Annotated in this window: 21 protein-coding genes and 2 pseudogenes; 12 read left to right on the top strand and 11 right to left on the bottom strand. The window is 63.8% G+C overall.

Going from position 1 to position 18,345, the window contains the following annotated elements; translation table 11 throughout:
* The 6 genes and pseudogenes from JYJ84_RS38515 to JYJ84_RS11620 all read left to right on the top strand — a co-directional run.
* Nucleotides 1-87 (top strand): annotated as a pseudogene (locus JYJ84_RS38515) (2-deoxyribose-5-phosphate aldolase); the annotation flags it as partial.
* Between the two features lie 96 nt (nt 88-183).
* The gene (locus tag JYJ84_RS11640) at nt 184-708 is read left to right on the top strand and encodes a DUF3592 domain-containing protein (protein WP_122950474.1); all 525 of its coding nucleotides are present in this window, start codon (nt 184-186) and stop codon (nt 706-708) included.
* 36 nt (nt 709-744) lie between these two features.
* The gene (locus JYJ84_RS11635; protein ID WP_175220741.1) at nt 745-1,464 is read left to right on the top strand and encodes a hypothetical protein; all 720 of its coding nucleotides are present in this window, start codon (nt 745-747) and stop codon (nt 1,462-1,464) included.
* Nucleotides 1,465-1,514: 50 nt separating this feature from the next.
* Nucleotides 1,515-2,342: a hypothetical protein gene (locus JYJ84_RS11630; protein ID WP_164462930.1), complete on the top strand. Its 828-nt coding sequence runs from the start codon at nt 1,515-1,517 to the stop codon at nt 2,340-2,342.
* A gap of 102 nt (nt 2,343-2,444) precedes the next feature.
* Entirely contained in the window at nt 2,445-2,945 is a 501-nt protein-coding gene (locus JYJ84_RS11625; protein ID WP_175220743.1) for a phosphate ABC transporter permease, read from the top strand.
* 81 nt (nt 2,946-3,026) lie between these two features.
* The gene (locus JYJ84_RS11620) at nt 3,027-3,392 is read left to right on the top strand and encodes a hypothetical protein (RefSeq protein WP_175220745.1); all 366 of its coding nucleotides are present in this window, start codon (nt 3,027-3,029) and stop codon (nt 3,390-3,392) included.
* Between the two features lie 80 nt (nt 3,393-3,472).
* Here the strand turns inward: JYJ84_RS11620 and JYJ84_RS11615 are convergent, their stop codons facing one another.
* Nucleotides 3,473-4,384, bottom strand: a complete 912-nt coding sequence (locus JYJ84_RS11615; RefSeq protein WP_175220747.1) for a LysR family transcriptional regulator — start codon at nt 4,382-4,384, stop codon at nt 3,473-3,475.
* Between the two features lie 143 nt (nt 4,385-4,527).
* Between JYJ84_RS11615 and JYJ84_RS11610 the strand changes: the two genes are divergently transcribed.
* The 3 genes from JYJ84_RS11610 to JYJ84_RS11600 all read left to right on the top strand — a co-directional run bounded on the left by JYJ84_RS11610 (nt 4,528) and on the right by JYJ84_RS11600 (nt 7,004).
* Nucleotides 4,528-5,745 (top strand): MFS transporter, encoded by a 1,218-nt coding sequence (locus JYJ84_RS11610; RefSeq protein WP_175220749.1) that lies wholly within the window; start codon nt 4,528-4,530, stop codon nt 5,743-5,745.
* A 13-nt stretch (nt 5,746-5,758) separates the two neighbouring features.
* Nucleotides 5,759-6,061 carry a helix-turn-helix transcriptional regulator gene (locus tag JYJ84_RS11605; RefSeq protein WP_175220751.1) on the top strand — a complete coding sequence of 101 codons (303 nt, stop codon included), beginning with the start codon at nt 5,759-5,761 and terminating at the stop codon, nt 6,059-6,061.
* 76 nt (nt 6,062-6,137) lie between these two features.
* Nucleotides 6,138-7,004: a DUF2071 domain-containing protein gene (locus JYJ84_RS11600; protein ID WP_175220753.1), complete on the top strand. Its 867-nt coding sequence runs from the start codon at nt 6,138-6,140 to the stop codon at nt 7,002-7,004.
* A gap of 8 nt (nt 7,005-7,012) precedes the next feature.
* Here JYJ84_RS11600 and JYJ84_RS11595 read toward each other — a convergent pair whose 3' ends face one another.
* Together JYJ84_RS11595 and JYJ84_RS11590 are read right to left on the bottom strand one after the other, a co-directional pair.
* Nucleotides 7,013-7,963 carry an ATP-binding protein gene (locus JYJ84_RS11595; protein ID WP_175220793.1) on the bottom strand — a complete coding sequence of 317 codons (951 nt, stop codon included), beginning with the start codon at nt 7,961-7,963 and terminating at the stop codon, nt 7,013-7,015.
* 26 nt (nt 7,964-7,989) lie between these two features.
* Nucleotides 7,990-8,898: a DMT family transporter gene (locus JYJ84_RS11590; protein WP_174957444.1), complete on the bottom strand. Its 909-nt coding sequence runs from the start codon at nt 8,896-8,898 to the stop codon at nt 7,990-7,992.
* Between the two features lie 90 nt (nt 8,899-8,988).
* Between JYJ84_RS11590 and JYJ84_RS11585 the strand changes: the two genes are divergently transcribed.
* Together JYJ84_RS11585 and JYJ84_RS11580 are read left to right on the top strand one after the other, a co-directional pair.
* Entirely contained in the window at nt 8,989-9,789 is an 801-nt protein-coding gene (locus JYJ84_RS11585) for a helix-turn-helix transcriptional regulator (RefSeq protein ID WP_043188626.1), read from the top strand.
* A gap of 66 nt (nt 9,790-9,855) precedes the next feature.
* Nucleotides 9,856-10,971 carry a hypothetical protein gene (locus JYJ84_RS11580; RefSeq protein ID WP_205189195.1) on the top strand — a complete coding sequence of 372 codons (1,116 nt, stop codon included), beginning with the start codon at nt 9,856-9,858 and terminating at the stop codon, nt 10,969-10,971.
* A 9-nt stretch (nt 10,972-10,980) separates the two neighbouring features.
* On the opposite strand, the gene JYJ84_RS11575 is transcribed toward JYJ84_RS11580, so the two are convergent.
* Entirely contained in the window at nt 10,981-11,466 is a 486-nt protein-coding gene (locus tag JYJ84_RS11575) for a DUF1772 domain-containing protein (protein ID WP_175220756.1), read from the bottom strand.
* Nucleotides 11,463-12,293, bottom strand: coding sequence for an NmrA family transcriptional regulator (locus tag JYJ84_RS11570; RefSeq protein WP_175220758.1), 831 nt, complete (start codon nt 12,291-12,293; stop codon nt 11,463-11,465). Before JYJ84_RS11570 ends, JYJ84_RS11575 begins: the two co-directional genes overlap by 4 nt.
* A 101-nt stretch (nt 12,294-12,394) precedes the next feature.
* On the opposite strand from JYJ84_RS11570, the gene JYJ84_RS11565 reads away from it, so the two are divergent.
* A complete protein-coding gene (locus tag JYJ84_RS11565) occupies nt 12,395-13,060 on the top strand; it encodes a TetR family transcriptional regulator (RefSeq protein WP_175220760.1) in 666 nt (221 codons plus the stop codon).
* Between the two features lie 34 nt (nt 13,061-13,094).
* Here JYJ84_RS11565 and JYJ84_RS11560 read toward each other — a convergent pair whose 3' ends face one another.
* The 6 genes and pseudogenes from JYJ84_RS11560 to JYJ84_RS11535 all read right to left on the bottom strand — a co-directional run.
* Nucleotides 13,095-13,352, bottom strand: coding sequence for a PAAR domain-containing protein (locus JYJ84_RS11560; RefSeq protein ID WP_175220762.1), 258 nt, complete (start codon nt 13,350-13,352; stop codon nt 13,095-13,097).
* 48 nt (nt 13,353-13,400) lie between these two features.
* The gene (locus JYJ84_RS11555) at nt 13,401-14,051 is read right to left on the bottom strand and encodes a hypothetical protein (RefSeq protein WP_175220764.1); all 651 of its coding nucleotides are present in this window, start codon (nt 14,049-14,051) and stop codon (nt 13,401-13,403) included.
* Between the two features lie 588 nt (nt 14,052-14,639).
* Complete coding sequence (locus JYJ84_RS11550) at nt 14,640-15,620, bottom strand: hypothetical protein (protein ID WP_175220765.1); 981 nt, start codon at nt 15,618-15,620, stop codon at nt 14,640-14,642.
* Nucleotides 15,621-15,629: 9 nt separating this feature from the next.
* Entirely contained in the window at nt 15,630-16,847 is a 1,218-nt protein-coding gene (locus tag JYJ84_RS11545; protein WP_175220767.1) for a hypothetical protein, read from the bottom strand.
* Between the two features lie 159 nt (nt 16,848-17,006).
* Nucleotides 17,007-17,894, bottom strand: a complete 888-nt coding sequence (locus JYJ84_RS11540) for a DUF4123 domain-containing protein (RefSeq protein WP_175220769.1) — start codon at nt 17,892-17,894, stop codon at nt 17,007-17,009.
* Nucleotides 17,895-17,896: 2 nt separating this feature from the next.
* Nucleotides 17,897-18,345 (bottom strand): annotated as a pseudogene (locus JYJ84_RS11535) (type VI secretion system tip protein VgrG); the annotation flags it as partial.

Genomic DNA, 18,345 nt, shown 5'->3' with positions numbered 1-18,345 from the left:
ATGATCGAGGCCGGCGCGACGCGGCTCGGCACGAGTTCGGGGGTGGCGATCGTTACCGATCAGGGGGCGAGCGAGTCGGCGTATTGACGGACGCTCCAGGCCGCCGGCGGATTCCCGGACGCAGCCACAGTGGTACGCTTGGCGCTCCCGCGTGCCGGTTCGCGCGCCTCCTTCGTCCTTCCGATGAGAACGCTCTCCGTCTGGTTGAGATCCGGCCTCCTGCTCGCGATCGGCATCGCGGTCGTGCTGTGGGGCGGCTTCACGTTGGCCGATGGCGTGATCCTGCTGCGCGCGCAGGCATGGCCGCACGTGCCGGCGACCATCGAGCAATGCGCGGCAACGCTGCAATACGGCCGGCACTCCGCTTACTGGGAAGTCAGTGCGCGGTTCCGCTACGGAGACGGACGCGAATATGTCACCACGTGGCAGCCCGCCGATGGCCTGACCGACGAGCACGATCCAACGCCTGCCCGCACCGACGCGCAGACGGCCGCCTATTGCGGCGCAGCCGCGCAGGACGGGCTGCGCGTGTCGCCCGAATTTCCCGGCATCGCGCGCCTCAACGGCGCCGCGATGTCGGACGAATGGGAGTTCAGGCTGATACTGGGTACGGCGCTGCTGCTGGTCGGACTGGTCAACGGCTTTACCGGCTTCTGGCTGCTGCGGCACGGCGACCCGCCACCGCGTCGCCTGTTTTCGCGAGAGTAGCGCGGCGGTCGATGCGTGCGGCTCCTCGACGGTCCGATGAAAACGCGCTTCTTCCGGTCGAGCACCGGCATCCTGCTCACGACGGGTAAAAACGACATGAACGTCTCAACACGCAATCTGAACGCGCTCCCCGACATCGCCGACCTGATGCGCCTGACGCAGTCGCTGGCGATCCTTGATGCTGTCCTGTCGCAGGAGTGGGAATACCGGTACTACTCGTTCAACCAGGCATGGGCAGACGGGGAGAAGATGGGGTCGATGCGCAACGGCTCCGGGGACCAGTGGTTTGCGATCTTCTCCGCCGCGGGTGCCGCCCTCCACGGCGTGCTGCGCGAGGCGCCGACGTACCGGCCGGGCACCCCCCGGCCCGCCATCTTCAGCGGCCTGCCCGAAGCATTTCACGCCAACCTGCTGCACGAACCGGCATTCACCACCCGGGACAGCACGTTCTGCATCTGGCGCCTGGCCCATGAAGCGCGCTGGTCCTGCGGGCCGGTCGAATCGTCCACGGCTGAAGACCCGGATGGCTCCGCCCAGTTGCTCGGCATACTTGCCGGACGGCCCGAGCAGTACGTCGAATTCGCCGCCGACTATTACGAGTGCGACATCGATCCGCGCGACGTTGCGGCCGTATATCGCCACGAACCGCTTGACGCCGGGCTCGTCCGGCGACTCAATCCCGAATGCGATTTCGCGTCCCTCGACGACGATCTCGCCGAGATCGGCTATCCGCGCTCCGCTGCGGACGGTCGCTAGCGCAGGACAACCGCCGCAGCGGGAAATCTTCTCGTCGACAGGGAGCCAGCATGGCCAATCGATCCTATCTCTATAGCCTCGGCAACCGGCCGACATCGTATGAAGATCGTCCCGAGACGATTTCCGGGCTGTCGGAATGGGCGTACGACGTGCCTTTCATGTATCGGTTGCTGATGTCGTGCGACCCGCGGCCCTGCGCTTCGCTGATCTCGGATGGGCTCGATGGCTCGAAAATGGCGCTCCATGCGATCAGCAGCCCGTTCGCCCCCGGATTCGAGCGAGCCAGGCATTTTGTAGCGATCCTGAGAGTATTGGTCGAATCGCACGCGACACCCCCACCTGCCGCTCCGGCGGCAGCCCCCCCGGGATCGACACTCGTGGACCGGATGCGGCGCTGGGTGGGCCTGACGCCCGCGTCGGCGGCGTCCGGACTCGCACCCGGGCCGACACCGGCAGCGACACCTGCCGCGGTCGAGCATTTGCCCCAGTGGCTGGACGAGACCATCGCATTTCTCGAGCAGCATCGCGACCAGTACCTGCTGCTCGAAACCATCGAACTCGACCTGATGTCCGAAAGCGATCCGGACGCATTGCGCGCACTCGTCGACGCGGAGATCGTCCGCTGCCGTCACGTCGGCGCGGCCTTCGCAGCGTTGCCGAACGACATCACGGAGGCAGCAGGCGTCCTGCAACGCGCGGCCGTCGAACGGCGCCCCACGCCGCTCGACGCCTTTTTCGGCCTGCGTTTCGACGACAACTGCGACAGCACGCGTACCGGTGCCACCGAACATCCGCTGGGTCTCGAATGGCATGATGCGCTTTACTTCGAGCTGTTCAATCGAGCGCAATTCGATGCTCACCAGCGCGAATCGAACTGACGCCCCGGTTGCCGTTCTGCGGAAGTATTCGATGCCGACAACAGCCGGATGGGCGCGCGCGGGCGACACCGAATCCAACGTCATGCAGACCATCAGATACCGATGAAACGCTTACTCATTCTCTTGTTGTGGATGGCTGCATTCGGACCCGCTCACGCCGACGACACGCATACGGATCGGTGGTCGGGCACCTATGCACTGTTCCCCTGGGATCAGGACAGCCAGCATTTTGTCGACCGCGCAGTCGACACGTTGACCATCGAGAAAGCGAATGACGCCGACGCTGCGCGCCTGCCATCGATGTATGGGTCCGATCTATCGCGCTGGTCGCTGTCGTCTCACGCCGATGAAGCGCATCAAAAGCAGTCTCTGCGCCGATTCCTGGCTGACGACGAGACGGACGAATACCGGGAGTTCCGCTGGAGCAGCCTTCACGCGCAAGGAAAGATCGAGTGTATCGACGGCGGAAACTTCTTCATCTGTCAGACCGCACCTGACAGGGTGGTCGATGTGTGGGATATGAATTTTCGGACAACCAGCGGAATTTTTGGTGTTGTTCTTCACGGCGGACTGTTTGAGTTGCGGCGAGCCGGCATGAAGTGAGGATCGGTCAAGCCACCCGATCGCTTATGACAAAATGCACGGACGGCGCGTACCGCCGGTTACACCAGGAAAGCAAATCTCATGAAGATCGTGGCGTGTCTCCTGGCAGCTGGCATCGCCCTGACTGCCGTTTTACCGTCGATCGCTGCGGCGACGCCTTCGACAAAGCCGACGGAGGTCACCGGCGTCCTCACGGGTGGAGGCGGTATCGACGATATGAGTATCGTGATCCGCACTGACAGCGGCCGTCGCATCGACGTGTATTGCGTACAGATGTGCGGCACCGACTGGTTCGTCGAGATCGGTGACGCGATGAAGTTGAAAAAGGCCCTGGTAGGGCGACGGGTCAGTCTCCGCTACGCGACTGAAATCAACAACGATCGAGTGGCGGGCCCGGGGCGCAACGAAGCGATCGATGTGGTCAAGAGCGTACGTCTGCTGCGCTAACCCCTGCTGGCGGCACGCCCGTGCTGCGTGTCGATCGTGTCGATACCGCTGACGTGCCGCCCGCCGCCTGTGCCGGACCGTCAGCCGCCATCGGCCAGCCCCGCGATCCGTTCGCGCAGCCGTGGCGCCACGAAATCGAGAAACGCACGCAGCTTCAGCGGCATCGGCGCCTGCCCCTTGTGCACCAGGCTGACCGGCAGCGGCTGCGATTCGAACCTGTCGAGCACCACGTCCAGCGTGCGATCGCGCAGCGCCTGCGCAACCTGGTACGACAGCACGCGGATCAGCCCGACGCCGAGCACCGCGGCATCGATGGCCGCCTCGGCCGTATTCACCGCGAAGCGCGAGTGCACGGGCACCGTCAGCTCGCCCTTCTCGCCGTCGAACACCCACGCACGGCGCGACGCCAGCACTTCGAACGTGATGCATTGATGCCGCGCCAGATCGGCCGGTTCGGCGGGGGTGCCATGCGCCGCCAGATAGGCCGGGCTTGCGCAGATCACGCGGCGCACGCTGCCGACGCGGGTGGCCATGAAGCTGCTGTCGGGCAACTCGCCGATCCGCAGTGCGACGTCGATCTGCTCTTCCATCAGGTGGGTGACGCGATCGGTCAGCACCAGCCGAACGTCGATCTCGGGATACTGCGCGAGAAACGCAGCCACCACCGGCACGACATGCAGGCGCCCGAACACGATCGGCGCGGTGACGATCAGCTCGCCACGCGGCGCCGCGTATTCGCCGGTGGCGGCGCGCTCGGTTTCCGCGATGTCGTCGAGGATGCGCCGGCAACCGGCGACGTAGGACTCGCCCGCCTCGGTCAACGACAGTTGCCGCGTCGTGCGATGCAGCAGCCGCGTATTCAGGTAGGACTCGAGCTCGGCGACCTTGCGGCTCACGGTCGCCAGCGGAATGCCGAGCTGGCGCGCGGCGGCCGACATGCTGCCGGCATCGATCACCGCCACCAGCAGGGACATCGACTCGAGGCGGTTCATGTTGCCTCTCAAATTTCGGAAAGATGATTCAAGATTCTGGTGGATTATCTTTTCCAGTGCAAGGCAGTACGCTCCTCTCACCCCATCCCGCCGGCCGCCTCTGCTGCCTGCTGTGACGGATCGCCATGAGAAAGGAGCCTGCCATGAACGAATTCCCTGTCGCATCGGGCATGCCGCCCATCGCGTCGCCTGCCGCCACACCGCCCGCCACCGCGACGCGCGGCAAGATCGTCGCGATGGCCGCCATCGCCGGCGCGGTCGTGACCAACATCTATTGCACGCAGCCGATCCTGCCCCTGATCGCGCAGGATCTGCAGGTCGCCCCGGCGACCGCCGACCTCGTGGCCGGCGCGGCGCTGCTCGGCTTCGCCACCGGGCTGGCGCTGCTGCTGCCGCTCGGCGACCGCTACGACCGGCGCAAGCTGGTGCTGGGCCAGATCGTGCTGGCCTTCGGGTTCGCGGTAGCATCCGCGCTCGCGCCGGGGGTCTGGGCGCTGATCGGCGCCGCGTTCGGGCTCGGCGTGGTCAGCTGCGTGCCCCAGCAACTGGTGCCGTTCGCGGCCGTGATGTCGGCGCCCGCCGAACGCGGACGCAATGTCGGCGCGGTCGTCACCGGGATCATGGTCGGCATCCTGCTCGGCCGCGCGGTCAGCGGCCTGATCGCCGCGCATGCCGGCTGGCGCGCGGTGTACGGTGCCGAGGCTGCCGCGATGGTGCCGGTGGGCATCGCCGCCGCGTGGCTGCTGCCGCGCGGCGTTCCGAGCACCACGCTGTCGTATGGCCGGCTGCTCGCATCGCTCTGGACGCTGGCGCGCACGCATCGCCCGATCCGTGAATCGATGGCCGTGCAGGCGCTGCTGTGGGCCGCGTTCAATGCGTTCTGGGTCAATCTCGCGGCGCTGCTCGCCGACGGCCCGTGGCATCTCGGCAGCGCATGGGCCGGTGGCTTCGGCATCATCGGCGCGGCTGGCGCGCTGGCCGCCACGATCGGCGGCCGGGCGTCGGACCGGATCGGCACGCGGCGCGTGATCGGCCTGGGCATCGCAATCGTTACGACCTCCTACCTGATCCTCGCCGGCGCCGGCAGTTCGCTCGCGCTGCTCGTGATCGGCGTGGTGGTGCTCGACATCGGCGTGCAGGCCGGCCTGGTCGCGAACCAGACCCGCGCGTTCGCCGCCGATCCGAAGGCGCAGGGCCGCATCAACAGCCTCTACATGACCGCGACCTTCGTCGGCGGCGCGCTCGGCGCAATCGTCAGCGGCGCGCTGATGGCCCGCTTCGGCTGGCACGGCGTGGTTGCGTTCGGCATCGCGGCCGGGCTCGCCGCCGCGCTCGTGCATCGCTGCGGCGAGCGGCGCTGAGCCGGCGCGCGTCATGATCGACGTCGACCTCGCTCACAAGGCGCTTGCGCATCCGTTTCGGCGGAATGTGCTGCACTGGCTGAAGTCGCCCGATACGTTGTTACCGGACGCCGCGCGCCTCCGCTCGCCACACGGCGTGCCGCTTTCGTCGATCGTGACACGCAGCGGACTATCGCAATCGACCGTGTCGGCGCACGTCGCCGTGCTGTGCGAGGCCGGCCTGATTGTCGCGACGCAGATCGGCCAGTGGCGCTTCGTCGCTCGCGACGACGCGGGCATCGCGGCATTCGTCGCGCAGGTCATCCACGACCTCTGACCGGCGCAGGCGGACACTGACAGTTCCGACAGGGGGGCTGCAACGCCGCTTCCACCCGCTCCGCGTCACCGGCACAATGCCGCTCATGCTCCAAGACAACGCGTTTGTTTACCCGTCCGCCGGCCCCGTCGGCCGCCTCGCCAACCGGCTCGTCGCGAACCGCCCACTGCTGCGCACACGCCGCGCGCTGCTGTCGCGCCTGCCGTTCCTGCAGCTCGCGAGCGAGGTCGAGAACGTCGTGTACTGCACGTGGCTCGTCGATGTCGCCGCCGTCGCCCATCTGGTGCCGCGCGGCGTCACGCTCGCGAGCCGCGACGGCCGCACGCCGTTCACGATCCTCACCTATGCGCACCGCCATTTCGGCCCGCGTATCGCGGGCCCGCTGCGACGCGCGTTCCCGTCGCCGCTGCAAAGCAACTGGCGGCTCTACGTCGATGCGCTGCCGGGCGGCGTGCCGGCCGATCGTACGGTGCTGTTCGTGAAGAACGTGTTCGATCATCCGCTCTATGCGCTCGGCAGCCGGCTCTTCAGCGACGCGCTGCCGTCGCATCTCGCCGAGCGCTTCACGCACTCTGTGCAGGATGGACACTATCGAACACTGCTGTCCGGCGGTACAGGGAGCGCGCCCGATTTCCACTGCTCGGCGACCGTGTCGGACGACTACACGCTACCTGCGGCGTTCACGCCGTTCTTCGGCAGCTGGCGCGACGCCGTCGCGTACCTGTCGCTGCAGCACGCGGCCGTCGCGCATGTCGCGGACTGCGACGGCCTCGCCCATGCGTCGATCGACCTGCCGATCGACATCGACGCCGTCCGGCCGCTGAAGCCGGTCGAGCCGGTCGGTGGCGGCGAGTTCCTCGCGCGTATCGGCGCGACCGGCGAACCGATGTGCTTCGTTGTGCCGGATGTCGCGTTCCGGGTGTTGTCGGAACGGGTGTTGTAGCGCCCTGCTCAACCCGTGCGCCACGCGTGCGCGAGTTCGCTCCCGTCGCCCTCGTCCGCCAGCCGCCCCGCGTAATCCCGCACGAACTGCGCGGCGATCCGACCCGACCGCGCACCGCGTTCCAGCGCCCACTGCAGCGCCGGTTCACGCGCCGCGCGGATCTGCACCGCGTCGAACCCGGCCTCGCCAAGCCGGCTTTCGACAACGGCCAGATAATCGTCCTGCGTGAACCCGTAGAACGTCACCCAGATCCCGAAGCGCTCGGACAGCGAGATCTTTTCCTCCACCGCGTCGCCCGGATGCAGCTCGCCGTTCTCCGCACGCGACACGTTCGCGTTGTCGCTCGTTTGTTCGGGCATCAGGTGGCGGCGATTGGACGTCGCATACACGAGCACGTTCGACAGGTCGCTCGCGACCGAGCCGTCGAGCACCGTCTTCAGTTCCTTGTAACCGGTCTCGCCCGCCTCGAACGACAGGTCGTCGCAGAACACGATGTACCGTTCGGGCCGCGCGCGCACCAGCTCGACAATCGCCGGCAGATCGCCCAGCCGTTCCTTGCCGACCTCGATCAGCCGCAGCCCGTGCGGCGCAAATGCATGCAGGCACGCCTTCACGATCGACGACTTGCCGGTGCCGCGCGCGCCGGTCAACAGCACGTGATTGGCCGCGAACCCGCGCACGAACTGCCGCGTGTTCCGTTCGACGATCGCCACCTGACGGTCGACGTTACGCAGCGCGTCGAAAGCGATCAGTGCGGGTGCCGCGATCGGTTCGAGCGGCGCGGTCCGCGGCCCGCCGTCGAAACCGCGCCAGCGGAATGCGACGGCCGCGTCGAAATCGACGGGCGCCGCCGGCTGGCCGGTGCCCGCAAGCGCTTCGAGCGCGGTCGCGATCCGTTCGAGCTGATGCGCGAGCGTCGGCCCCTCCACGGATGCGCGCCCGCCCGGCAGCGCGGCCATCAGGTTCTGCAAGTCGCGATCGCCGCTCATTGCCGCACCCCTTGCGACGCACTCGCCTGAAACGGAAACCGCTGCGCGATCGCCACGCCGACGAGCGCCACGCCGCCGCCGATCAGGTGATACAGCCGCAACGATTCGCCGAGCAGCACGATCGCGCCGCCAGCCGTCATCACTGGCAGCAGGTTCATGAACATCGCGCAACGGCTCGGACCGAGCAGCCGCACCCCCTGCATCCACAAATACGGCAGCACCACCGACGCCAGCACGCCGGCATACAGGATCAGCGGCACGCTCGCACGCGTCGGCCACGCCGCCTGCGCGGGCAATCGCAGCAGCATCGGCACCATGAAGACGAGCGCGGCGAGCGCCTGCACATAGGTCGACTGCCACGCCGGCAGCGTACCGATGCGCCAGCGCTTGAGCAGCACGCCGTACAGCGCATACGCCGCCGACGCGGCCAGCATCAGCAGGTCGCCCGTGTGCACGCCGCGCGCGGCGATCGTCGTCGGATGCCCCTCGGCGATCAGGTAGACGACGCCCGCGAGCGACAGCACCCCGCCGCCCACCATGCCGGCGCCCGGCGGATCGCCGAGCAGCAGCGAGCTGAGTGCCATCGTCATCAGCGGCACGAGCGCGGTGATGATCGCCATGTTGGTTGCGCTGGTCGTTTTCGCGGCCTCGTAGGACAGGCTCTGGAACAGCGCCATTGCGAGAAAGCCGAGCACCGCGAGCTGCGGCAGGTGCGCGACGAGCGCCGCGCGATTGCGCCAAGCGGGACGCAACGTGAACACGCTCATCAGCGCGACGGCGAGCAGCAGCCGGTAGAACGTGATCGCCGACGGGTCGATCGTCGACGCCGACAGCTTCGACACGACCACGTTGCCGGCCCACAGCGCGATCGCGCAGAAGGGAAACAGAAAAGGAGACTTGTTCATCGCATTTGACGGATTAATATCGTGACAGGGATCTGGCGTGGATCGGAACGCCATCGTGCCCGTCCGCCCAACTGCCTGTCTCACGCCAAAATGTCACGACTTGTCGCCAATCGGACACTCGAGTCCACCCCGCCCGGCGCACACCTGCGCTACGAATCGACGCCGATGCCCGTATCGGCGATGGCGGCGACGTACGCGCACGGTACGTCGATCGCGCCGCACCGCCATCGCCGCGCGCAACTGCTTTATGCGATCGAGGGCGTAATGCACGTGCAATCCGAAGGCGCGTCGTGGGTCGTGCCGCCGACACGCGGCGTGTGGCTCGAAGCCGGGCTCGACCACACGGTCCAGATGAGCGGCGACGTGCAGATGCGCACCGTGTTCGTCGAGCCGGGCGCGGTCGAGCACCTGCCCGCGCGGAGCTGCGTCGTCGAAGTGCACCCGCTGCTGCGCGAGCTGATCCTCGCCGCGGTCGACGTGCCGCTCGACTATGCGCCGGGCTCGCGCCACGATCATCTGATGCACCTGCTGCTTGCCGAGGTGACGGTCGCGCCGCTGCTGCCGCTGTACCTGCCATGGCCGCACGACGCGCGCCTGCGGACGATCTGCGACACGCTCGTCGCCGCGCCCGACGACACGCGCACGATCGCAGAATGGGGCGACCTGCTCGGCCTGTCGGTCCGTACGCTGCATCGCGCGTTCCAGCGCGAGACGGGGCTCAGCTTCCGTCGCTGGCGCGAACAGGCGCGGCTGCTGCTCGCGCTCAAGCGTCTCGCGCACGGCGAGAAGGTGCTGACCGTCGCGATGGATCACGGCTACAACAGCCAGAGCGCGTTTTCCGCGATGTTCAAGCGGCACTTCGGCGTGTCGCCGTCGGCGTTTTACACGTAGAGCGTGGTCGTGTGTGCCACGCGTGTCATGCGCGGCACGCACGCCGCGAGCGATAGAATCGCGCTCATGAATCCAATCAGCCCGCACCGTTTGCCAGCTTCGACGCACGAATCCCGTACCGTCAATACGCTCACGTGGGAACACGCGCCGATCGTCGATACCTGCGCCGTTCAGGCCGACTACGGCCATCTGCTCGTGTTGACCGCGGACGGCTCGCTGCACGGCGTCGATCTCGATACGGGGCACCGCACCGCGCTCTGTTCGCTACCGTTGCCGCCACTCCCGCCTCCTACAGGTCACACCGCGTTCGGCACGGCCGCTTATCGCCTGCACGCGTCGCCTGACGGCCAATACGCGGCGATCGTGACCGACTACGGGCGGCACGGCCTCGCCATCGACGTCGCAACCGGCGCGCCGACGATGCAACTCGACGGCGGCGACTACTACGCACATACCGTCCCGTTCAGTGCGTGTTTCCTTCGCCATCGCGATCGCACGATCTTCGTGCATCGCACCGCCTGGAACCGGCTCGACGCGGCCGACCCGGCCACCGGCGCATCGCTGACCGCGCGCGACATCGCGCCGTACGCCAACAACAACCGGCCCGCGCATTACCTCGACTACTTCCACGGACGGCTCGTGCCAAGCCCCGACAGCGGCCGGCTGTTCGATGACGGATGGGTCTGGCATCCCGTTTCGATCCCGCGTGCATGGTCGGTCGCCGCGTGGCTCGACGCCAATCCCTTCGAAAGCGAAGACGGCGCATCGGTGGTCAGCCTGACCCGGCGCGACGACTGGGACACGCCGGCCTGCTGGATCGACAACCGACATATCGCGTACTGGGGGCTCGCCGATTGGGACGAGGATGAATTCGCCGAAGCCGGGCAAGGCGCCGGCGTGCGCATCCTCGATGTGACCGAAGATCGGCAATCGAACGACCGGCGCATCCCGATGGCAACCGAACCCGACCGGATCGGCGCCCTGTTCAGCGATGGCGCATCGCTGTATGTCGCGACGCCCGACGGAACAACGATCTGGAGCATCGCCTCGGGTACGCCGCTCGGCGCGCTTCCGGGCTTCGTCGCTCAGCGGCACGATCCGGTACGCGGTTCGCTGATCGCATTCGATGCCGGCACGATCGCCGTCTACCGCTTGCCCGTACAGGCTGCGCGCACCGCGTAGCGCCCGCCCCTACCGCGCCGCAATCCCCACGATGAAGAACACGCTCGCGGCTGCCGATGCCACCGTGCGCACGTGATTCCACATCGTCCAGTCGTGCACGTAGCGCGTCCACAGCGCCGCGCCATGCGCGGTCGACGGATCGGCCGCGGCAAGCGCATCGTTGAGCGGCACGTTGACGGCCATCGTCACCGCGAACATGCCGAACACATACAGCACGCCGCCCGCGACCACCGCCATCGCGCCCGGCTGGTCGCGATCGAGCAGCGCAAGCACGACCAGTGCAAGCGCCATCAGCGTCGTGACGAGGAACAGCGGCATGAACGGCGAACGCACGATATCGACGTTGATCGCGTTCATCGCGGCCACGCCGGCATGCGGCGCGATCCGTCCGAGCGACGTCATCACGAACGTCGAGAACGCGAAATACACGCCGGCCATCAGCCCGCAGCCGATGGCCGAACCCCACAGCAATGCGGCAGTTGCGAACGCGATCATGATCGTGCGCTCCACACGCCGGTCGCGGTCGCCGCACGCGCATAGTCGGCGAAATCGCGTGCCGGCCGCCCGAGCGTCTCTTCGATGCCGTGCGTCACCGCGCTGTTGCGCCCGTCGAGCACCACGCCGAACAGATCGTCGAGCAGCGCGACGACCGGCTCCGGCACGCCGGCCTCGCGCAATCCGGCAACGAACGCATCGGCCGGAATCTCGCGATAGACGACCGGCCGGCCAGCGGCCAGCGCGATTTCGCCAACCGCTTCGGCAAAAGTCAGCGCGCGCGGGCCCGTGACCTCGATCACGCGGTTCGCGACACACGCATCGGTGAGTGCGGCCACTGCGACGTCCGCGATGTCGTCAGCATCGACGAACGGCTCGCGCACCGCCCCGGCCGGCAACGCGACTTCGCCGGCCAGCACGCCGTCGATCAGGTAGCCCTCGGAGAAGTTCTGGTTGAACCAGCTCGCGCGCACCACGCCCCAGCCCACGCCCGACGCCTGCAACGCGGCCTCGGCGGCCTGCGCTCGGGGCTCGCCGCGCCCGGACAGCAGCACCACTCGCTCGACGCCGCTTTCCCGTGCAAGCCGCGCGAATGCGGCGATCGCTTCCACCGCGCCTTCAACGGCCAGATCGGGCTGGTAAGTCACGTACGCGGCCGACACGCCGTCGAGTGCGGCGGGCCACGTCGCGGGCGCCGTCCAGTCGAAGCGGACGGCCGATGTGCGCGACACGGGCCGGGTCGCGATGCCGCGCGCGCGCAGCCGTGCATCGACGCGGGCGCCCGTCTTGCCCGAACCGCCGACGATGAGGATGGGAAGTGCCGACATGTGTGTCTCCTTCAGTCTCGATCAAAAATGCGAGAATGTCTCGCGTTTTAAAAACACGATAGACTCTCGCATTTGAAAGATCAAGTTTTTCTGGAGGCGGTATGGGTCGGCAAAAATCGGGGCAGAACGACGAGCCCGAAGCGGCAGCAGCGGACGCGCCTGCGCGCGCACGGCTCGTGCCGACGCAACAGCGCAGCCGCGAGCGGTTCGAGCGCATCCTCGCGTGCGCGTCGGAAGTGATGATCGAGAAAGGCTGCGATGCGTTCAGGATGAGCGACATCGTCGAACGCACGGGCATCTCGTTCGGTTCGCTGTATCAGTATTTTCCGGACAAGGCGGCCGTGATCGGCACGCTCGCGGAGCGCTACAACGAGGCCGGGCACGATTGCGTGCGGCGCGACCTGGATGCGATGAAGACGCTCGACGACCTGCACGACACGCTGTGCCGCATTACCGACAGCTATTACCGGATGTTCGTCGACGAACCGCTGATGCGTGATATCTGGCGAGCCACGCAGGCCGACCGCGCGCTGCAGGCACTCGATCGCGAGGACGGCGAGTTCCTGGCGGGGTTGTTTGCGGATACGTTGGGAGAAGTGGCGCCCGGCACCCCGCATGCGCAGCGGAGCGCATTCGCCGAGCTGATGATGATCCAGATCGCGGCGGCGGTGCGGCATGCGATCACGCTGCCGCCGAAGGCGGCGCGACAGATGCTGGCGATGTTCAAGCGGGGGTTGCCGCGGGATCTGGCGGTGCTGGGTGCGTAGCCACGGCTCGGGTGGTTCGATTCAATGGCCTGTGTTATTCCACTAACCAGCCAATGTCACCTTCGATGAGGGTACCGCCATGGCTGGTGGTATCGCCCAGACGGGCAACCGGCTGGCCTTCGATACTGCTGCCGGGTGAGCCAGTCTGGATGACGGCACCGCAACTGGCTTCGTCGCCCACCCGCGCCACGGCACGTCCGTTGATGTCGAAGGACTTCGCGCCGCTCGTGACCGTGCCCTCGCCATGGATAGGGCAGCTGTGACGGTGGCCGACCAGTACGACTGGTTTCATATGAGACTCCTTGGGTTAAGAATGACACTAGCTGAATCAGCTTGGCCGCTATTCCGGGCGCTCGCTCGCTAGCAAACGAAAGCCTGCAAAGATGCCTATGGCCAAGGCTGGCAGCGAGGACATGCCGGTTTTCATGGTCGCGACAGTGATGACGAGGCCCCCACAACTGACCACGATCAGGGCCCCCAGCACTTTCGCCAGTGGCGTACCCTGGAAATGACTTTGCTTGATCCGCGCCGCCGAGTGGCGCGCTCGCCAAGTGGCCATGGCAGGCCCGAGCGCCGCACGGAAGTCCTGGTAGGCAGGCGTCTTGCGATTTCCGAGCAGCACGAGTGTTGATTTATCCCGGCGCGTGAGTCGGATGAGTCCGTCCAGGGTGTATGCCGTGATGCTGTCGAATGGAACCGTGCCGTATCGCGAGAAAACCAGACCGTCGGGCTCGATGCGGACAAGGTCTTTGGCGGGCGGATACACCAGGCGGGACAGAATCAAGGGTGTAGCTATACAAACAACCGTCAACGCCGCGACGGTGAAGAGTAGTGCTCCGGTCAAAGACGGGGATAGTGTCAGCGCAAGTATGGCGAGCACTGGGGAAAAAAGCGCGACGAGCGGGGCAGCTTGGTGCCACCGGGTAAAGATCACCACATTGGGTGTTTCGTCGCCCCCTCTGGCTATCGTTTCGGGGCTTGGGTTGTTCATGAGCTGACGCTCCAGGTTTAAGGTAATGGATTGCCGGTTATTCCGAGACTACGGCCTGTAGTTCATGCGGCATGTACACAACCAATGCATGGCGCAAGCGAAGTCTGCGAACGGCCCAACACTCATGTCGATACACCGTACGTGTGCAGGTTCAACGGACTAACTGAACGCAATGACAAGCAACGTGATCTTGCGTTCGGAAAACCTATGACGTCCATGGATACGCGAAGGGTTTCGCCACACAAGAGGTTCTCTATCCAGGATCCCAATGTCCATGGGACACGTTCGAAATTTCGTGGAGATATGTTTCGTTATACTGTTCAATTACAATTAAATCTGTAGCAATGCCAAAAATAATACCCCGCTCAACATTGTGGTGCTACCCCTCTCAGACTGGACATGGCATCACAACCCAGGTTGTTGGATCCGGCGAGCCTGAATCTCGTCAAGTATTGGATGCCTTACCGCCTAGGGTCAGTCGCCTGTCGGCGGCCGAACCGACACCCAAAGGCGGGTCGCTCGGGCCTCGTGCATCGACGCGCAAGTAGAAGATGCCGCGCCCGTCCTTTGGGACTGGACGTCCACGCATCAATCGTCCCTTCCGTCCCAAACACCGTCACACGCATCAATGAGTTCCTGCGGCCACTTCCGACGAGGAAGAATGCGGTCAAGCCCCATGTAGATCAGATCGCCCAAGGTGATGATCCATAAAATTGGAGCGACAATAGGAAAGAGAAATGGTGCTAGCACGCGTTTCCACCAAGTGCGACTCTGAAACATCCTGAGCGGGTTCCAAAGGTAAACACACTCCCTAACACTGGCTGCTCGATAGCTGCAGATCGCAGAGGACGCAGGAAGCGCATCCATGCCTTCGCGCATGTAGAGGCGGATGTATTCCCACACCATCGTAGCACCATAGATACCGCGATTGAAAAATGCTTCATCGGCATCTTGCGTAGCAGTTATACCGATACGCTGTCGACCATTTGCGTTAGGATCGCCAGGGTCGTAATAGGGAAATACCAAGGTCAGCACCCCATCGTTAGCAGGTGCTCCTCCAGCTGCAAAGGTAGTGACGTCTTTGACATAGGCTTCCAAATGGTCCCATGATTGGCCAATCGACCTTCCCCGAATGACGCATGTCACCCTAAGTGTTCTTCGGTTGAATATAATAGGCAACTGTGTGCGCCAAGGAACGAAAATCCAAGAAAAACCTGCAGAGAAAAAAGCCGTCACACCAACCCAAAAAATCCATCCATCCATAAGATAAAAAATAAACCCAAATTCATATTCACAATATTTATTGTTGTTAACATAACCTATGTATTCAAAACATAGCATAGCGAAAATTACAAAGACAACGACGATAGTTGCCCACCAACTCATGCTTCGCCTTCCACCATATATGCTGCCAAAGGCAGGACGCATAAATAGACAGTCTTCGGTAACTTTCATCACATTGTTGTCCGCCGCCGGCTCGACACCCAAGGGAGGATCTGACGGACGCAAGGCGTCAACGCGTGTATAGAAAATGCTGCGCTCTTCTTTTGGGACGTGACGATTTTTCATACATGCGCTCTAGTAGTACCACGGTGCGTCTTCGTTGCTGAAGATGAATTTTGATTGGAGTCGCTCGCCCAACAGAGTTGGAACATAGCTTGGGCTTACGCTGTAAATGAAACTACGTCCTTTTTTAAGCCCCCTAATCTGGTATGTATGAATACTCCCGCCATTGGGTAACTTTTCATCTCCCGGCAATGCTTGGATCTCGACCCCTAAATCGCCCACTTCTAGTCCTGTGATACATTGACTTTTACCCGCCAAGGGATAAGCAATTTTCAGCGTCAGGATATTGCTTGTCACATGCCAGTCTGCTTCGACTTGCTGTGGCGCATATCTAGCCTGCACATAACCTTTGTTCTCATCGTCCAGCGAAGCAAAGGTTGGTATGGCCTCTTTCCTCCCAAGTTGTTCGCGTTTCCCAAAACTCCCGTCATTGAGCCAATAGCCAAGTGATATGAACTGCGCTTGATCGCCTTTCATCAGCCACCACAGTCCAACTCCCAAGAGAATCACACCAGCAGCAAGCCAACCCCAAACCGGGACCATAGCCGCTGTACCAGCCATGCCTAGCCCCGATGCCAAAGCCGCGCCACCTGTAGTAAGTGCGCCCCCTCCTAGTCCTAGACCTAATCCAGCCACCGCGTACGCAGTGGCTGCATCACTATTCCCTATTTTTTGTTGATCCAACGCTTTAGACCAGTTGGAAATAGCATCCGCTAGCGCCCCGCCATACCCAAACAGACGTAACGCAAACGTACTAGCCATGGCTCTCATCGTAATTCCTGACAAAGAAACACGTAAGTAAGCCGCTGGCATCATTGCCCGCGTACTCGCGAGCAATCCATTTACCGCGCTCCCTATACCCAAAGTGGCCGCAATGAGATTCAAACCAGTCGTTCTACTATTTTCCTTGTCGAAGGAAAGAACAGCCGTTTTCAAGTTAAGCAAGCTAAAGAACGCCACCCCTCCCGCCACACCACGCTCAAACACTTGCAAGAACGGATTGGCGAAGCGCGTCATCGGCGTCAAACGTTGCCAAACGATAACCTCCATGGTGTCGCCAGCGCCCATAGCGATCGACCCGACTGCCACGCTTCCTCGCGGAAAGCGCGCCGCATCTTCCAGCGCGTCAATGGCCTCCTGACGGGTCAGTCGGCGTATCTCCAGACGATCTTGGTAACGGGTTTCAAGCATCTGAACCAGACGATTGGCGTCCTCCACCGTACTGGGCATGGTCGAGCTTTCTGAAACCCCGCTCCAGCGACGACAGCGTATAGGCATGGTCTGCACCGCCCTTCGGCCGCCCATGCGCGGAGTAGCGCAGAGGAAACAGGGGAATGCGGGCCTGGCAGCTTTCGCGAGCGCTAGCGTAGGTAGTCGTTCCGGCCATGCTCAGGTTCCTTCGATCATCAAGTGGTTCAATGCCCGATTCGCACGAGCGCCCGGTGCCAAGTCGGTATCGCCCAACAAAGCGACAACTGCCTTGGTGTGCGCGTAGTAAGCCGGATGCCGGAAAACCTCCATCGCTGCCTCCAGATGGTGAGGCTCCCGGAAACCCCAGAGATGAAGTTGCTCCAGCCATATCCGCGTCTGCTGGCGAGCGCTATCGCGGAAGCTATGAGGTACACGCTCGGTCAGCGCCGTTTGCTTGCGAAGCTCATGGTCGGCCAACCCTTCATCGATAGCAGCCATCTCGGCATCGGAAAACTGGAAATCGCCTTGAATCAGCGCACCACCACCCGATTGGCTATAGCTCCACCATTGGAATTCCGGGCCAAGGTTCTCCCGCCAGATCAGTTGTTGCACTGGCCCCAGGAGAGTGGCGGCACGCTGCGGTGTCAGTGCCCTCAATACGCTGTCAAGCGCCGCTGTTTCCTGAAAACGAAACCGCGCCTTGTTGCCATTGGGCATATACACAAAAAGAATGGAACGCAGATGTGCCAGTACTGCCTCGATAGGCTCTGTCGAAGTCAGATACACCGCGCCGCCAGTAGGTGGCCATACGTCAGCAAAGATGTTTGTCAATACGGAGCCTGGTTGGCATTGCACCAGTAACGGCCCCCGTGTCTCGTGTTCGTCGTACTCTGTTCCTCTCCACACCCAGCGTTGCGTGCAGGTGTAGTCGAGTTCCCTCACGGCGTGCGATATGGTGCGTTCTTCCCTCATCTCCGGCTGCCCCATCAGCCACTCATCAAGCAATTCGCTTTCCAGTAACAGGTAGGTGAAAAGCCGATTCTCCATAGCTTCCGGCAGCGCGGTCTGTTCCAGTCCGACGAGCATGATCAGTTCCCTCGAAAATTGCCGCATGGGCAGTCAGAACGCGGGCAACTACCGTCGGTACGCTTCATACAGAGCACGTCGAACGGCTGTCCCGGAGCAGGGACACCCACCGGCGCCGGTATCGGGCTAGCTCCCCCGCCTTGCTGGGTCATCGGCCCCTTCACGCGAATCGCCACGCCATTCAGCGTGATGCCGCTGCTATCGATGCGCAAGGTCCCACCAGGACCTTTGATAACGACGGTCTCTGCGGAGCGAATCTCGTAGACCTTGGTGCGATGCTGGATGGCTTGCCCGGCCTCGACCTCCACCCTGCCTTGTACGCGCTGCTCCAGGTGTCCGCCGATGTCCACTGTATGGTTGGCAGCCGTCTTGTCGCGGCGGTGATTGCCCACTTCTTCCGTGCGGTCCTTGCCCGTCGTGATCGTGTGGTTGCAACCGATGGTCAGAAAGC

This window comes from Burkholderia sp. LMG 13014, from assembly GCF_905232215.1.
GTDB lineage: Bacteria > Pseudomonadota > Gammaproteobacteria > Burkholderiales > Burkholderiaceae > Burkholderia.
This window is presented reverse-complemented; position numbering and strand designations above follow the sequence as displayed.

What these genes read in the sequence shown, in the direction of transcription:
- JYJ84_RS11640 (WP_122950474.1), top strand. Translation starts at nt 184, where the DNA reads ATGAGAACGCTCTCCGTCTGGTTGAGATCCGGCCTCCTGCTCGCGATC.
- JYJ84_RS11635 (WP_175220741.1), top strand. Translation starts at nt 745, where the DNA reads ATGAAAACGCGCTTCTTCCGGTCGAGCACCGGCATCCTGCTCACGACG.
- JYJ84_RS11630 (WP_164462930.1), top strand. Translation starts at nt 1,515, where the DNA reads ATGGCCAATCGATCCTATCTCTATAGCCTCGGCAACCGGCCGACATCG.
- JYJ84_RS11625 (WP_175220743.1), top strand. Translation starts at nt 2,445, where the DNA reads ATGAAACGCTTACTCATTCTCTTGTTGTGGATGGCTGCATTCGGACCC.
- JYJ84_RS11620 (WP_175220745.1), top strand. Translation starts at nt 3,027, where the DNA reads ATGAAGATCGTGGCGTGTCTCCTGGCAGCTGGCATCGCCCTGACTGCC.
- JYJ84_RS11615 (WP_175220747.1), bottom strand. Translation starts at nt 4,384, where the DNA reads ATGAACCGCCTCGAGTCGATGTCCCTGCTGGTGGCGGTGATCGATGCC.
- JYJ84_RS11610 (WP_175220749.1), top strand. Translation starts at nt 4,528, where the DNA reads ATGAACGAATTCCCTGTCGCATCGGGCATGCCGCCCATCGCGTCGCCT.
- JYJ84_RS11605 (WP_175220751.1), top strand. Translation starts at nt 5,759, where the DNA reads ATGATCGACGTCGACCTCGCTCACAAGGCGCTTGCGCATCCGTTTCGG.
- JYJ84_RS11600 (WP_175220753.1), top strand. Translation starts at nt 6,138, where the DNA reads ATGCCGCTCATGCTCCAAGACAACGCGTTTGTTTACCCGTCCGCCGGC.
- JYJ84_RS11595 (WP_175220793.1), bottom strand. Translation starts at nt 7,963, where the DNA reads ATGGCCGCGCTGCCGGGCGGGCGCGCATCCGTGGAGGGGCCGACGCTC.
- JYJ84_RS11590 (WP_174957444.1), bottom strand. Translation starts at nt 8,898, where the DNA reads ATGAACAAGTCTCCTTTTCTGTTTCCCTTCTGCGCGATCGCGCTGTGG.
- JYJ84_RS11585 (WP_043188626.1), top strand. Translation starts at nt 8,989, where the DNA reads ATGTCACGACTTGTCGCCAATCGGACACTCGAGTCCACCCCGCCCGGC.
- JYJ84_RS11580 (WP_205189195.1), top strand. Translation starts at nt 9,856, where the DNA reads ATGAATCCAATCAGCCCGCACCGTTTGCCAGCTTCGACGCACGAATCC.
- JYJ84_RS11575 (WP_175220756.1), bottom strand. Translation starts at nt 11,466, where the DNA reads ATGATCGCGTTCGCAACTGCCGCATTGCTGTGGGGTTCGGCCATCGGC.
- JYJ84_RS11570 (WP_175220758.1), bottom strand. Translation starts at nt 12,293, where the DNA reads ATGTCGGCACTTCCCATCCTCATCGTCGGCGGTTCGGGCAAGACGGGC.
- JYJ84_RS11565 (WP_175220760.1), top strand. Translation starts at nt 12,395, where the DNA reads ATGGGTCGGCAAAAATCGGGGCAGAACGACGAGCCCGAAGCGGCAGCA.
- JYJ84_RS11560 (WP_175220762.1), bottom strand. Translation starts at nt 13,352, where the DNA reads ATGAAACCAGTCGTACTGGTCGGCCACCGTCACAGCTGCCCTATCCAT.
- JYJ84_RS11555 (WP_175220764.1), bottom strand. Translation starts at nt 14,051, where the DNA reads ATGAACAACCCAAGCCCCGAAACGATAGCCAGAGGGGGCGACGAAACA.
- JYJ84_RS11550 (WP_175220765.1), bottom strand. Translation starts at nt 15,620, where the DNA reads ATGAAAAATCGTCACGTCCCAAAAGAAGAGCGCAGCATTTTCTATACA.
- JYJ84_RS11545 (WP_175220767.1), bottom strand. Translation starts at nt 16,847, where the DNA reads ATGCCCAGTACGGTGGAGGACGCCAATCGTCTGGTTCAGATGCTTGAA.
- JYJ84_RS11540 (WP_175220769.1), bottom strand. Translation starts at nt 17,894, where the DNA reads ATGCTCGTCGGACTGGAACAGACCGCGCTGCCGGAAGCTATGGAGAAT.